The sequence below is a fragment of the Halogeometricum borinquense DSM 11551 genome (assembly GCF_000172995.2).
GTDB classification, from domain to species: Archaea; Halobacteriota; Halobacteria; order Halobacteriales; family Haloferacaceae; genus Halogeometricum; species Halogeometricum borinquense.
Map to the genome: position 1 here is coordinate 2097133 of NC_014729.1, position 12969 is coordinate 2110101.

Annotated in this window: 12 protein-coding genes and 1 other RNA gene; 7 read left to right on the plus strand and 6 right to left on the minus strand. The window is 63.3% G+C overall.

Annotated elements, in window-relative coordinates; genetic code table 11:
• Positions 1–31: 31 nt before the first annotated feature.
• Positions 32–1954 (plus strand): DHH family phosphoesterase, encoded by a 1923-nt coding sequence (locus HBOR_RS10605; protein ID WP_006056784.1) that lies wholly within the window; start codon positions 32–34, stop codon positions 1952–1954.
• Between the two features lie 56 nt (positions 1955–2010).
• Here the strand turns inward: HBOR_RS10605 and HBOR_RS10610 are convergent, their stop codons facing one another.
• Entirely contained in the window at positions 2011–3687 is a 1677-nt protein-coding gene (locus tag HBOR_RS10610; protein ID WP_006056783.1) for a phospholipase D-like domain-containing protein, read from the minus strand.
• A 125-nt stretch (positions 3688–3812) separates the two neighbouring features.
• Entirely contained in the window at positions 3813–5132 is a 1320-nt protein-coding gene (locus HBOR_RS10615; RefSeq protein ID WP_006056782.1) for a HEAT repeat domain-containing protein, read from the minus strand.
• Positions 5133–5552: 420 nt separating this feature from the next.
• Between HBOR_RS10615 and HBOR_RS10620 the strand changes: the two genes are divergently transcribed.
• Complete coding sequence (locus HBOR_RS10620; protein WP_006056781.1) at positions 5553–6317, plus strand: carbon-nitrogen hydrolase family protein; 765 nt, start codon at positions 5553–5555, stop codon at positions 6315–6317.
• Here HBOR_RS10620 and HBOR_RS10625 read toward each other — a convergent pair.
• Positions 6314–7222 (minus strand): ABC transporter substrate-binding protein, encoded by a 909-nt coding sequence (locus tag HBOR_RS10625; RefSeq protein ID WP_006056780.1) that lies wholly within the window; start codon positions 7220–7222, stop codon positions 6314–6316. The genes HBOR_RS10620 and HBOR_RS10625 overlap by 4 nt on opposite strands.
• Before the next feature lie 164 nt (positions 7223–7386).
• Between HBOR_RS10625 and dpsA the strand changes: the two genes are divergently transcribed.
• Entirely contained in the window at positions 7387–7941 is a 555-nt protein-coding gene (dpsA, locus tag HBOR_RS10630) for a DNA starvation/stationary phase protection protein DpsA (protein ID WP_006056779.1), read from the plus strand.
• 72 nt (positions 7942–8013) lie between these two features.
• Here the strand turns inward: dpsA and HBOR_RS20020 are convergent, their stop codons facing one another.
• Positions 8014–8175, minus strand: a complete 162-nt coding sequence (locus HBOR_RS20020; protein WP_006056778.1) for a hypothetical protein — start codon at positions 8173–8175, stop codon at positions 8014–8016.
• A 116-nt stretch (positions 8176–8291) separates the two neighbouring features.
• Here HBOR_RS20020 and HBOR_RS10635 point away from each other — a divergent pair, with 116 nt between their 5' ends.
• Both HBOR_RS10635 and HBOR_RS10640 read left to right on the plus strand, forming a co-directional pair.
• The gene (locus HBOR_RS10635; RefSeq protein WP_006056777.1) at positions 8292–9380 is read left to right on the plus strand and encodes an NADH:flavin oxidoreductase/NADH oxidase; all 1089 of its coding nucleotides are present in this window, start codon (positions 8292–8294) and stop codon (positions 9378–9380) included.
• A gap of 83 nt (positions 9381–9463) precedes the next feature.
• Positions 9464–10432 carry a DUF7547 family protein gene (locus tag HBOR_RS10640; protein ID WP_006056776.1) on the plus strand — a complete coding sequence of 323 codons (969 nt, stop codon included), beginning with the start codon at positions 9464–9466 and terminating at the stop codon, positions 10430–10432.
• Between the two features lie 57 nt (positions 10433–10489).
• On the opposite strand, the gene HBOR_RS10645 is transcribed toward HBOR_RS10640, so the two are convergent.
• Both HBOR_RS10645 and HBOR_RS10650 read right to left on the minus strand, forming a co-directional pair.
• The gene (locus HBOR_RS10645; RefSeq protein ID WP_006056775.1) at positions 10490–10861 is read right to left on the minus strand and encodes an OB-fold domain-containing protein; all 372 of its coding nucleotides are present in this window, start codon (positions 10859–10861) and stop codon (positions 10490–10492) included.
• On the minus strand, positions 10858–12012 hold the full coding sequence (locus tag HBOR_RS10650) for a thiolase family protein (RefSeq protein ID WP_006056774.1): 1155 nt from the start codon (positions 12010–12012) through the stop codon (positions 10858–10860). The genes HBOR_RS10645 and HBOR_RS10650 overlap by 4 nt, the downstream gene beginning before the upstream one ends.
• 109 nt (positions 12013–12121) lie before the next feature.
• Between HBOR_RS10650 and HBOR_RS10655 the strand changes: the two genes are divergently transcribed.
• A complete protein-coding gene (locus HBOR_RS10655; protein WP_006056773.1) occupies positions 12122–12538 on the plus strand; it encodes a DUF7548 family protein in 417 nt (138 codons plus the stop codon).
• A 99-nt stretch (positions 12539–12637) separates the two neighbouring features.
• Positions 12638–12949, plus strand: an RNA gene (ffs, locus tag HBOR_RS14340) — signal recognition particle sRNA.
• Positions 12950–12969: the final 20 nt, after the last annotated feature.

The following is a 12969-nucleotide window of genomic DNA, read 5'->3' on the forward strand; positions in this document are numbered from 1 at the left end:
TCTTAACCGGCGGCCACCATTTCAACCGACTATGACTGTCGAAAACGCCGGGGATTCCGGCGGCGAGTCCGGTTCGAATTCGGACGGGGACTCGCGTCCTGTCGTCTACGATTTAGCACCGAACTGCACGCTCGAAGACACTGAAGTTGGCGCGAACTACCACGCTGTCGTCAACGGCGTCGTCGAGTACGGCGTCTTCGTGGATATCTCCGATGAAGTTTCGGGTCTCGTCCACGAGTCGAATCTCGACCGCACGTACGAAGTTGGTGACCGTCTCATCGTCTCCTTAGACGAAGTCCGAGAGAACGGCGACCTCGCATTCGATGCGGTGAGTCTCAGCGACTACCGCACCGTCACCGTCGATTACGAACCCGATATCACGCCAATCGCAGAGGTTGAGGCGGGGATGGACGTGTTCGTCGAAGGCGTCGTCGCGCAGATCAAACAGACCGGTGGTCCCACCGTCTTCCGCATCGCCGACGACACCGGCATCGTCTCGGCCGCCGCATTCGAGGACGCCGGTGTCCGCGCACACCCCGAAGTCGAACTGGACGACGCGGTCCGCGTCAGCGGAACCGCCGAGAGCCACGAAGGCGCGCTGCAACTCGAAGTCAACTCGATGACGCGGCTGACCGACGAGGCCGCCGAATCGACCCGCGAACGGCTTGAAAACGCCCTCAGCGAGCGCGCCGAACCCAACGAAGTCGAACCACTCGTGGAGTGGCCGGCATTCGAGAAACTCCGCGACGACCTGCGTGACGTCGCTCGCCTGCTCCGCCGAACCGTATTGGAGGGCCGCCCCATCCGCGTCCGCCACCACGCCGATGGCGACGGCATGTGCGCGTCTGTCCCGGTTCAACTCGCACTGGAGAACTTCATCAGCGAGGTCCACGACGACGAGGACGCCCCGCGTCACCTGTTCAAGCGTCTCCCATCGAAAGCGCCGTTCTACGAGATGGAGGACGTGACGCGCGATCTGAACTTCGCCTTGGAGGGTCGTTCGCGCCACGGTCAGCGGCTTCCGCTTCTCCTCATGCTGGACAACGGGTCCACTGAGGAAGACGTGCCTGCCTACGAGAATCTCGCACACTACGACGTGCCAATCGCCGTCGTTGACCACCACCACCCCGACCCCGAGGCGGTCGAACCGCTTCTTGACGCACACGTCAATCCCTACCTGTACGACGAAGACTACCGCATCACCACCGGGATGATGTGCGTCGAACTCGCGCGGATGATCGACCCCTCGGTCACCGACGACCTGAAGCACGTCCCCGCCGTCGCCGGTCTCTCCGACCGGTCGAAGGCCACGGTGATGGACGACTTCGTCGAACTCGCCGAAGAGCAGGGCTACGACCGCGAGGGACTTCTCGACATCGGCGAAGCGCTCGACTACGCGGCCCACTGGCTTCGCTACAGCGACGGGCAGTCCATCGTCAACGACGTGCTGAACGTCGGTTGCGACGACGAAGCGCGCCACGAGGAACTGGTCGAATTCCTCGCCACGCGCGCCGAACGCGACGTGAACCGCCAACTGGACGCAGCAGAGTCACACGTCGAGCACGAGACGCTTAGTTCGGGCGCGCACCTCTACACCATCGACCTGGACGAGTGGGCGCACCGCTTTACCTACCCCGCACCCGGGAAGACGACGGGCAAACTGCACGACCAGAAGGTCCAAGAACGACAGGAACCCGTCATCACCATCGGCTACGGTCCGGACTTCGCCGTCCTCCGCTCGGACGGTGTCCGCCTCGACATCCCGCAGATGGTTGCTGAACTCAACGAGGAAGTCGTCGGCGGCGGCGTCTCCGGCGGTGGCCACCTCGTCGTCGGGTCGATCAAGTTCGTGAAGGGAATGCGAAGCGAAGTCATCGACAGCCTCGTCGAGAAGATGGCCGAAGCGGAACTCGACGCCGAACTCTCCTCGCAGGCACCCGTTGACGACCTGTAACGGTCAATAGACGACCCGCCCACACCGACCTTCCGAAACCGTCGCTCGGCGCGACATCACCGCTCGAATCGAACCGTCTTTTTCAGTATCAGTCCCGCCAGCGACGCAGAGGCGAGGGCACCCGCTACGAGGACCCACATCGTCCCGCTGTCGTCGCCACCACCCGCCGACTGCCAGTCACTGTCGAACGCGCGCTGATAGTACGACGCCGGCTCCGGCCCGTCCAATTCGAGAACGACCTCGCGGTTTTCCGTCGCGGCGTGGTCATTCCAGTTGAGACTGCCGACCAGTACCGACTCACCGTCAACGACGGCCCCCTTTGCGTGGACTTTTCCGAACTGGCCTCGCGGCTCTGCGATGCGTGCCTCGATAGGGACTCCCGAATCGCGGAGTGCCTGCGTCCGTGTAACCACGCGCTCGTTTTCGTCGGCATCGTACCACGCGTTCGAGAGGAGAATGCGAACGGTGACGCCGCGGCGTGCCGCACGAACGAGGGCGGCAAAGAATCGACCGTCAGGGTCGAGACGTGGGTTCACGACTGCGATTTGGTTCTCCGCCTCGTCCAATCGCCGAATCACCGCTTTGCCAGCGTTACCGGGCGTCGTCAGGACGCGCACGTTGGTCGCGTGGACGGACTCTGGGGGAATCGTCGTCGGGTAGGTGGCGTTCGGCGGAGGGTCGGTAACAAACGCCCGTCCTCGGCGGTACGACTTCCACGAGACGGTACCGCAGCCCGTCGAATCCTGTTCGAACACCGTCGCCAACTCCTCGGCCGTCCGCATCGACTCCACGCGGACACCCCATCCGCGACTGTCGCGGCCGCCAGTCCCCGCTGGTTTCCAGTTTTCCGTCAGGACGAGCGCGCGGTCGTCTACAACGGCGTACTTTGCATGGTGAAACGAGAACTTCGCTCCCGGACCGGCGACGACGGCAACGGGGACGCCTGCGCGAACGAGTCGGTCCAACGTCTCGGCCTGCCGCCGTGAGACACCGCCGACAGGGCCGCCCTCGACAAGGACACGAACTCTCACACCGCGATGATGGGCGGCGACGAGTGCGTCCGCAACGCGCGCAGAGGAAAGTGTGTATCCTGCGAGGAAGAGCCGTTCGTCCGCCGAGCGAAGCGTCTCGACGGTGATTGTCGATGCGTCGGGGAGAACAAACGCTGTTGCGTCCGCCGGGCCGGTGGCGACCGGTTCACGCAGGTCGAGTCCCAGCGGTATCCACCGGCCAGTCGAGGCGTTCCAGCGTTCGCCCGCTGGAGCGTCTTCGTAGCGTATCTTGTGGACAGTCGTGCCGTTGCGACGGAGGACGAGACGCTCACCCGCGTTCGAGAGCGAGAGAGCCGTGGAGACGACGGGGGAGGGTGTCAGCGACCGCGTGGTGTTCGGATCCGAGGAGAGAACGACGACACCGCTCCGGGGCGGGATCGAGAACGACTGTTCTCCGTCAGAGAGCGTGAGATTCGATACGCCGCCGACGCGAACGACGACGAACTCGCCTGTGTCGCCCGCGGTGAGTGGGTTCGGATAGGTGGCGAGAATTTGTGGTGATGCCGCGTTCGATCCGGACTCAGCAGTGGTACTGGCAGCGCTCGTACGTCCAGTAGCGCTAACGGCTCTCGACGGGTCGGGATCCGAAACGGCGACAGCGGCACCGACGGCGACGCCGCAGGACTGTCCGAGCAACGTACAGACGAGGGCGACGGCGATGAGTCGGCGGGCGTTCGACACGGGGTCGTTGGCCGCCTCTCCCTACTTGAACCTCAGGAGTGCCGCCCCTCGAATCACAACCAGCAAGAAACACGAGACCTGCAAGAAACGAGCGCGTGCCGGGTTAGGCGTTCTGTGTATTCAGCTTAGGCCGTCGGCGCGTCGGCGTCCGCGTCGCCGAGACGTTCGCGTGCGAGTTCAGCCTCGTGCTGAACGAGGTATGACTGTTCGTCGGTGTAGTCGGCAGCAGTTTCGAGCGCCTCTTCGGTTCCGATCTGGCGGAGTGCCCACGCGGCAGCGGCGCGGACCGTGTTGTCCTCGTCGTCCGCGAGGGTATCGGCGAGCGGGTCGATAGCGCGCGTGTCGCCGAGGAGACCGAGCGCACGTGCTGCGAACGGACGCACGTTCTCGTTGTCCATCACGAGTTTGTCGGCAATTGCCTGTGTTGCCTCTGCGGAGCCGATTTCGCCGAGAGCTTTGAACGTCACCTTCTGGAGTGCCGGGTCGGAGTCGGTGTCAACGTACTCCACCAGCGTCTCGACAGCCTCCGCCGCGTCGGCTCCCATCTTTCCGAGAGCCTTGATGGCCGTCTTGTCACGGCGCTGAGCGAGTTGGTGCATCTCGTCGAACACCGCCGGGTCGCCCATCCGGACGAACGCCTCCATGCAGTACTCCTGCATGAACTCCGATTGGAGGTTGTCCTTCGCAAGGAGAATCATATCCGCACGGCCGCGTTTCTCCCACTCTTTGAGAGCGGAGAGTTCCGGCGGGTAGTCTTTGTAGTGACCGAGAACGTCGTAGAACCCCTGTGCTTGGAGTTTCTCGTTCGTCTCGAGGTCATCCCATTCTTCGGCGTCTTCGAGACCGGCTTCCAACTCGTCGGTTGCCTCAAGCAGGGAATCGATGGTCTCTGCGTCCTCGTCGGCGTCCAGTCCGGCGGACTCGACAGCCGAAATGGCGTCATCAAGGGCCGCGGTCAGGGCCGCTTCGTCGTCGCCGGAAACCGACACGGAGGCGTCGAGCGTGTCGTTTACGTCGTCCGCAAACGACTCGACAACGTCCACGATTTCACCTTCCCCGCGGTCGGTCCATTGGGTGTCTGAAATCTTCGACTGTGCCGATTCGATATCGTCCACGACATCCTCGGCGTACGGACCGCGCTGGGATTCGAGGTCGTCTCGAAGGTCCGAAAGACGCGATTCGAGGTCCGCGCGCGGATCTTCGGCGTCCTCGTCGTCTTCGTCCGGTTCGGGTAGGTCCGCCGCGTCGAGGTCGGATTCGACTGCGTCGAGCGTCGATTCGACCTCGTCCAAGTCGGATTCGGTCTCCGCGGCGTCAAGGTCCTCCTCGGCGCTATCTAAGCGTTCGTCCAAGCTCTCGGCCGTGATTTCGTCTGACTCGGACGCCGCGGCGGTCTCCGATTTCTCGGAAGTCTCGTCCGGCGTCTCGTCGTCCCCGTCGCTCATATACTCTGAGTCGGACCGTATACGAAAAGAGCGTTTCCCTTCGGTTCTGTGGTGACGTCTACGAGTCATCGCTCGTTCGGTTGCACGACATCGTACAGTGCAGTGGATCACAGTTGCAACATACGCACATCGAACGGAGTACTGGCAGCACAACAACTGACCCGGAGGAAATACCGCGCGGTCGGCTCCCTACCCGCGCTGCGGACCATGACACGAAACCGCAGCGCCGAACACCGACCGCACGCTGGTCATCGGAGTTGACTGACGACTGACGACCAGTGTTTGTACTTGCCGCGGCACGCACTTTACCTTGGTGTATGTTTGCATACTCCGCGCAATGTAGTCAGTCTGCGCGACTCTCACAGCAGGCAGAGCGCTGGAAGGGGAGGACTTTTCATCGCGCGCGCCGCGCCGTTCGACGTGACAGGTCCAACAGTCGCCGTTCCGCAACTGGCCGTCGCGGATCTCCGACCGGAGCGAAACGTTGCGTCGGTTCGGGAGCGAACCGCCGCTCTCGACGATGCGGTGTGCGTTGCTCTGTTTCCGGAGTATGCACTGACCGGATTCGTCGCCGACGAGCGCCTCGGTGATGCGGCACTTACGCGGGCGGAGGCGGTCGAGTATCTCACACCAATTGCCGACGAAAACGATATCGACCTCCTTGCGGGATACGTCGAGCGCGACGGTGCGGCGCTGTACAACGCCGCTGCGTACGTCCGGCCGGACGGATCCCATCGAATCTACCGAAAACGTCACCTGTGGGGCGGTGAGGAAGCGATGCTCGATACCGGAACCGAATGCGTCGTCGTGGACACGCCTGCCGGCAAAACTGGGCTTTTGACCTGCTACGATCTGAACTTCGTTGCTGAGAGCGCAGAGATGACCGAGAAACGCGTGGATGCGTTGTTCGTCATCGGCGCGTGGCCCGCAGCGCACTCGGAGAACTGGCGGTTGCTCTGTCGCGCTCGCGCCCTCGACGGCGTCCGGTGGGTTGTCGGGGCGGGACGAACTGGCCAACGAGACGTAGCGGGAACCCGAACTACCCAGTATGCAGGCCGCTCGCTCGTCGTCCGGCCAGACGGTGCTGTCGCGGCGGCGCTCGGACGGGACGAACGCGACCTGGTGTACACGCTCGACCGGTCGATTCTCGAAGAACAGCGGGCGTTCGTCGGCGCGGTCGATTAGGGAGGGACGGCACCGACGCGACGAACTACGGCTGGCGCGGGCGCTTCGAATCGGTCCGGGTGAATACACGAGGCAAACAGTTCCAGCGAGTCAACGAGTCGCGGGCCCGGTCGGTTCACGTAGCCGTTGCCGTCAACGACGTAGACGTTCCCATCTTGCACCGCTGTCAGATTCGCCCAGCCGTCCTTCGAGCGCAGGTCCGAGATGGCGTCAGTGCCCCGTTCGACGTCGAACCCGCACGGTGCGACGATGAGCACTTCGGGGTCGAACGCGCGAACGTCGTCCCAGTGCTGGGGCGTCGAGGGACCGTCAGTTACCAGTCCGGGCGTTCCACCCGCTCGTTCGATCATCTCTGGCACCCAGTGGCCGCCCGCGATGACCGGGTCCGTCCAGTCGAGGACGGCCGTTCGTGGCCGGTCCATCGCCGCGGCCGCCCGGTCGGTAACACGTTCGATCCGGGCCTCCAGCTCCGCTCGGAGCGACGCGGCCGTGTCAGACGCGCCGATAGCCTCGCCTACGCGCGTTAGATCATCCAATATGTCCGAAAGCGAGTGCGGGTCGAGCGTCAACACGTCGGCGTCGATTCCGCGTCGCTCGACGGCCTCGAACACGTCTGAAGCGTCCACCGCGCATACCTCACAGGTCGCCTGCGTCACGACGAGGTCAGGGTCGAGATCCGCGAGCAGGTCCACGTCGATGTCGTAGGTACTCCCCTCTACGTTTCTGGTCTGTCGGTCGATGTCTGCTGGCGGCCGGTCGTCGCCGTACTCGATGACAGTACTCGTGAGAACCGGCTTCGCCCGGGCGGCCGGCGGATAGTCGCAACTGTGTGAAACGCCGAGGGGTTCGGCCCCGAGGCCGTACAGCAGTTCTGTGGCTGAAGGGAGGAGTGAGACGACGCGCATACACGTCTGTCTCCGGCAAGTGCAAAAATGGGTTCGAAACTGAGGTCAGTATACGATAGTTCCAGAATATTATTTTGAGAATACCATTGCAGAGTTCTCGATACAGAAAAATATCTTCCTATATGGGAAGGATTAAGTCGGTGGCGAATTAACAGAGAGTTGTAATGAGTACCCAGGAAAACGTCCGCAAGCGAGCGGGTGAAGTGGAAGGTAGTGAGGCGCTTCGGATTGACGCAGACCGTGCAGAGCAGATTGTCAACGCGCTCAACACGGATCTCGCTGCGACGTACGTGCTGTACCATCAGTTGAAAAAGCACCACTGGAACGTCGAGGGCGCGGAGTTCCGCGACCTTCACCTGTTCTTCGAGGAGGCGTACGAAAACGCCGAGGAGTTCGCCGACGAACTCGCCGAGCGGGTGCAGGCGCTTGGCGGTGTCCCCATCGCCGGCGGGAAGGCCCTCGAAGAACACGCACCCGTCGAACCCGAAGGGGAGGACGTGTACGACATCCGAACCTCACTCCGAAATGACATGGAGATGTACGGTGACATTATCGAGAACCTCCGCGAACACGTCGAACTCGCAGATAGCCTCGGTGACCACGCGACGTCGTACATGCTCCGTGAGAACTTAGAGGATGTCGAAGACGACGCACACCACATCGAACACTACCTCGAAGACGACACGCTCGTCACCGAGAGCGCAGTCAACAACGAGTAACCCGTCTAGGGAACATACCGGTCACTAACGCTTTTCGGTCGGTTCGAGAGTAAGAGCCTGTCGGCCGTTCGATTACGGTTCGAGTTCGACCGTCGCGTCGGTCTCGATTGAAATCCACGCGTCGGTGTTACCGCGTTCAGTAAAGACGGTCCGGTCGGGAGAGGACCGGTGCGCCGCAACCGTCGATTCGGGTTCGTCAGGCCCGTCCAGTTCTTCGCCGTCGAGATGTTCCATATCACCCTGTGATAGGTCCGAGGATAAGTCTGTTTTGGTCGGCCTAAAATACAGATACCCCACGTTGTGTTCCGGGGCCGGAGGGGGTTTTTCTATGCCGACAAAACAAGGAGGTGATGACGACCTCGTTGTTCAGTTCTCTCACCCTTCGAGGGACGGAACTCCCGAATCGCGTGATGCTCTCTCCGATGTGTCAGTACTCCGCTGAGGATGGGATGGCGACCGACTGGCATCTCGTCCATCTTGGCAGTCGCGCCGTCGGTGGAGCAGGCGTCGTGATGACGGAGGCAACCGCCGTCACGCCCGAAGGGCGAATCTCGCCGCGTGACCTCGGTATCTGGTCGGATACGCACGGCCACGCACTCGAAGATGTCGCATCGTTCATCCGCGAACAGGGGAGCGTACCGGCTATCCAACTCGCTCACGCCGGACGGAAGGGCAGCAAGACTCCCCCACAGGAGGGCTCCGAACCGATCCCGGAGTCCGAGGGCGGCTGGGAAACTGTCGCGCCAAGTGCGGATCCGTACCCCTACGCCGACGGTGCAACGGCGGCAACGCGCAAGATGACCGTAGACGACATCGAAGACCTCATCGATGCCTTCCGCGCCGCCGCGAAACGCTCTCTCGACGCTGGATTCGAGATTGCGGAAGTTCACGCCGCGCACGGCTACCTGCTGCACGAGTTCCTCTCGCCCGTGACGAACCACCGCGACGACGACTACGGCGGGTCGTTCGAGAACCGGACGCGACTCGTCCGCGAAATCACTGCCGCCGTCCGCGAGGTGTGGCCCGAGGACAACCCCGTGTTCGTTCGTCTCTCGGCAACCGACTGGCTTCCGGACCGCGAGTCGTGGGACCTCGACCAGTCGGCCCGTCTCGCCCCGCTTCTCGCGGACGCGGGCGCGGACCTCATCGACGTGAGTGCAGGTGGTATCCATCCAGATCAGCAGGTCCCCGATACCGGGCCGGGGTATCAGGTCCCCTACGCTGAACACGTGAACGAAGCGACCGAACTCGCCGTCGGCACGGTGGGGAAGATAACCGAACCCGAACAGGCCGACCAGATAATCCGCAACGGATCGGCCGATATAGCCGCGGTCGGCCGCGAACACCTGCGCAATCCGTACTTCTCACTCGAAGCCGCCCACGAACTCGACGAAGACGTGTCGTGGCCGGTTCAGTACCGCCGCGGACGGTTCGAGTAGCGAGATCCCACACAGGCCGACGGGGCAGTGTAACGACGCCGCGACGGCGACAGTTTTTCTCTCCGGGCCTCGAAGGAGGGGGTATGAGCGAGCGACGTGACCCTGACGACGACCTCGCAGACCTCCTTGCGGATCTCGACAGAACGCTCGGCGACCTCCGCCACGAACTCCGCGACCGAGAACGCGGCCGCGGCAGCAGGAGCGAGAGCGAAGACGACCGGCGGGAGCGACGGCGACGAGGCCGTGGCGACCGCCGGCGGCGAGACGAACCGAGCGAACGCGAGGCCGACCGCTACGGCTACCGCCGTCGAGATGATTCTGATCGGTCGCGCGGCCGTGACCGTCCCCTACCGCGTCCGCCGTCGTTCAGCGAGGTGCTGCGATTCACTGAAGAGTACACCATCCCGACGGTCATCTCGGTGTTAGAGACGACAATCCGCTCGCTCGAACTGCTCCAGAGCGTCCTCCGGTTGGCCGACCCCGAGCGGTCGGTGTTCGACGCCGACGACCGGCGACGCTCGACGGCCGAACGGCTCGGGATGACGCGGATGGGCCGAGAAGCCCTCTCAGGCGTGGACCGAGCGCTCGACGACCTCGGTGACGCGCTCTCCGACCTCCCACCGGACGCGGAATCGCGTGACATCGTGACTGACGCCCGCGACCTGATGGGCGAGATCGAGGACCGCATCGAGGAAGCCGAACGCCAGCGAGAACGCTCGCGGTATGGCTACCGTGAAGACCGCGGTGAGTCGGGCGACCGCACGGACGAGCGCAGCGGAGGACAAGACGGACGAGATAGCGGCCGCCGCGACCGCGACAGTTCCCGACGCGACTCGGCAACGAACGCGCCGGTGACTATCGACGTGTCGGACGAACGCGGCGACGGTCGAACGGAGGATCCGGAAGACGAAACGCCACAGGTGGACGTAGACGCCGAGTTGGAGTCGATACGGAAGGAAGTCCGGGGTGAAGGTGCAGACGATACTGAAGACGCAGACGTGGATGGCGAAGACGAGGAGACGAGCGACGACAACACGACCGACAACAACTGACCTGCAAGAAAGTAGCTGCGAAGCTCCGCTAATCCGTGAAATTACGCCGTCGCGGCGTTAGACTGGTTCGAAGCGGAACCCGTCCCACTCCTGACTCTCTTTCTCCCGAATGCCAGCGTCGGGGTCGCGGAGTTCGTCGCAGTAGACCGCGCGAACCTCGTCACCGATTTCTACATCGCCGCTCGTGAGTTGGCCGATGGCGCGTACGGGTTCGCCGTCCACGTCGAACTCAACGATGGCGAGGTGGTTGGGCTGGCGAACACCCGGCGGTGTCGCCGTTGCGGTCGTCCACGTCACGACTTCGGCCGTGTACTCGCTCAGATCGACCGTTCCGATGGGTTCCTCGCCGCCGGGGCCGAGCGGATGACCGGGATAGGTGATGCTCCCGTCGGGGTAGCGGTACGCCTCCATTTCGTGCTCTGCTGTCATCGTCGTGCCTCCATGATGGTCGTCGTTACGCAGTTGCCGAACCCGCCGACGTTGCAGGCCAGTCCCGTCTGTGCCTCAACCTGCCGGTCGCCGGCTTCGCCCATCAACTGCGCGTAAATCTCGTACGCCTGTGCCACGCCGGATGCGCCTAAGGGATGTCCCTTCGACTTCAACCCACCCGAGGTGTTTATCGGCAGGTCGCCGTCGCGGTCGGTAACACCCTCCTCGACAGCCTTCCAGCCCTCTCCTTTCTCGAAGAAGCCGAGATCTTCTGACTGGAGGAATTCGAGAATCGTAAACATGTCGTGCAGTTCCGCCACGTCGATGTCGTCGGGTTCGAGGTCGGCCATCTCGTACGCCTGCTCGGAGGAGTTGACGACGCCGCCCATCGTTGTCGGGTCGGCGCGTTCGTGGACGACGTGCGTATCCGTCGCGCCGCCGATTCCCGAGATGACGACGTACTCGTCGGTATACTCGCGGGCGACCGATTCCGGACAGAGCATCAGGGCCGCAGAGCCGTCAGTGATGGGACAGAAGTCGTACAGACGAAGCGGGTCCGCGACGATTGGCGAGTCGAGGACGGTGTCCAGATCGACTTCCTTCCGGAACTGCGCGTGAGGGTTGTCCACGCCGTTTTTGTGGTTCTTGACCGCCACTTTCCCGAGTGACTCCCGCGGCGCGTCGTACGTGTCGAGGTACAGACGCGCCGTCAGACCCGCAAACGAGGGCAGCGTGACGCCGTGTTTGTACTCGGCGGGATGGGTGAGCGAGGCGATAACGTCCGTGGCTTCCGCCGTGGTTCGGTGCGTCATCTTCTCGCCGCCGACGAGGAGCGTCATCTCCGATGCGCCGGAGGCGACGGACTGCCACGCGGCGTAGATACCCGCGCCGCCGGACGACGACGTTTGGTCGATGCGCGCGGTGTAGGCCGGAAGCGCCGAGAGGTCGTGGGCGAGCGCGTTCGGAACGCCCGTTTGCCCCTCGAACTCGCCGCTGGCCATGTTCGAGACATAGAGGTGATCGATGGCGTCGGGCGAGACGCCAGCGTCGTCGAGACAGGCTTGACCGGCCTCAGCGAGCAATTCGCGTATCCACGCGTCGCGTTGCCCGAACTGGGTCATCGACGCGCCGATGACTGCTACGCTTTCCATACCTATCGACTCGGATCCGTCGGTTTACTCGTTTCCCTTCCTCACGGAAATCGTGTGCGGCCGCAACGTATCTCGAACCTTTTACTTCTCGGGCGCTCGGACGCCCGATATGGCAAACGACACCGTCGCTCCGACCGTGGGTGCTGTTGCGTCGCTCCTCCTCGCACTCGTGGTTTTCGCCCCCGCACTGCTCATCTCGGGGTCGAACGCCAGCGTTGCCGACTACTATGCCGCTGGACCCGTCGGCATCTCCGTCGTTGGGTTCTTTGCTCTCCTCGGAATCATCATCTTCCTCGCGGGGGCACAAGAGCGGACAGAACCCGCTATCATCGCGGGATTAACGCTTGTCCTCGGCGTGGCGATGCTTGCGTTCGCCGTGATCTGGGCGTTCTCCCTCGACCAAACGCTGCTGTTCAGTTTCCCGTCGCAGTACGCGTGGATTGCAAACCATCGGTGGGCTGTTATCGCGCTCACCGCCGTTGTTCCCGTCGCCGCCGGGGTCTACTCACGGCGCGTCCTCTCTTGAGGCCGGACGCAAGCGTTCTACAACCGCAATCACGGCGCTGTCTTCCGATTTTGTGGAGATACGAGTCGAAAGTCCCTTATGCACCGCCGGCTAATCGGTTGATGGACTAGGTCGGGCAGCTAGGCCCTGCCCTTTACCCGCAACTTCGGCCTTTAGCGGGGACCGAACCCGGGTGCGTCCGGTCAGACCGGTACGGGCCCCGGGAGCCAACGCAGAAGCCTCGTCCGTCGGGGACAGCGGTCCGTGGAAGTCGTCCGCAGGGTCGGCTGAACCGCGGTTCGTCGGTGACACTCCGCCAGGCGCGGAAGCGAGCAGCGGATCACCGGACGTATGTCGCTCGAGGGATTGCGGGGTGGAGGAGGCAACCGGGATTCCCCGCACCGGAACGCCGGGCAACCCCGTCGTCCACCATTCATACCGCATTCTACTTC

Coding starts and splice junctions, on each gene's coding strand:
- HBOR_RS10635 (WP_006056777.1), top strand. CDS start 8,292: ATGACGACCTCGTTGTTCAGTTCTCTCACCCTTCGAGGGACGGAACTC.
- HBOR_RS20020 (WP_006056778.1), bottom strand. CDS start 8,175: ATGGAACATCTCGACGGCGAAGAACTGGACGGGCCTGACGAACCCGAA.
- HBOR_RS10615 (WP_006056782.1), bottom strand. CDS start 5,132: ATGAGCGACGGGGACGACGAGACGCCGGACGAGACTTCCGAGAAATCG.
- HBOR_RS10625 (WP_006056780.1), bottom strand. CDS start 7,222: ATGCGCGTCGTCTCACTCCTCCCTTCAGCCACAGAACTGCTGTACGGC.
- HBOR_RS10650 (WP_006056774.1), bottom strand. CDS start 12,012: ATGGAAAGCGTAGCAGTCATCGGCGCGTCGATGACCCAGTTCGGGCAA.
- HBOR_RS10645 (WP_006056775.1), bottom strand. CDS start 10,861: ATGACAGCAGAGCACGAAATGGAGGCGTACCGCTACCCCGACGGGAGC.
- dpsA (WP_006056779.1), top strand. CDS start 7,387: ATGAGTACCCAGGAAAACGTCCGCAAGCGAGCGGGTGAAGTGGAAGGT.
- HBOR_RS10640 (WP_006056776.1), top strand. CDS start 9,464: ATGAGCGAGCGACGTGACCCTGACGACGACCTCGCAGACCTCCTTGCG.
- HBOR_RS10605 (WP_006056784.1), top strand. CDS start 32: ATGACTGTCGAAAACGCCGGGGATTCCGGCGGCGAGTCCGGTTCGAAT.
- HBOR_RS10655 (WP_006056773.1), top strand. CDS start 12,122: ATGGCAAACGACACCGTCGCTCCGACCGTGGGTGCTGTTGCGTCGCTC.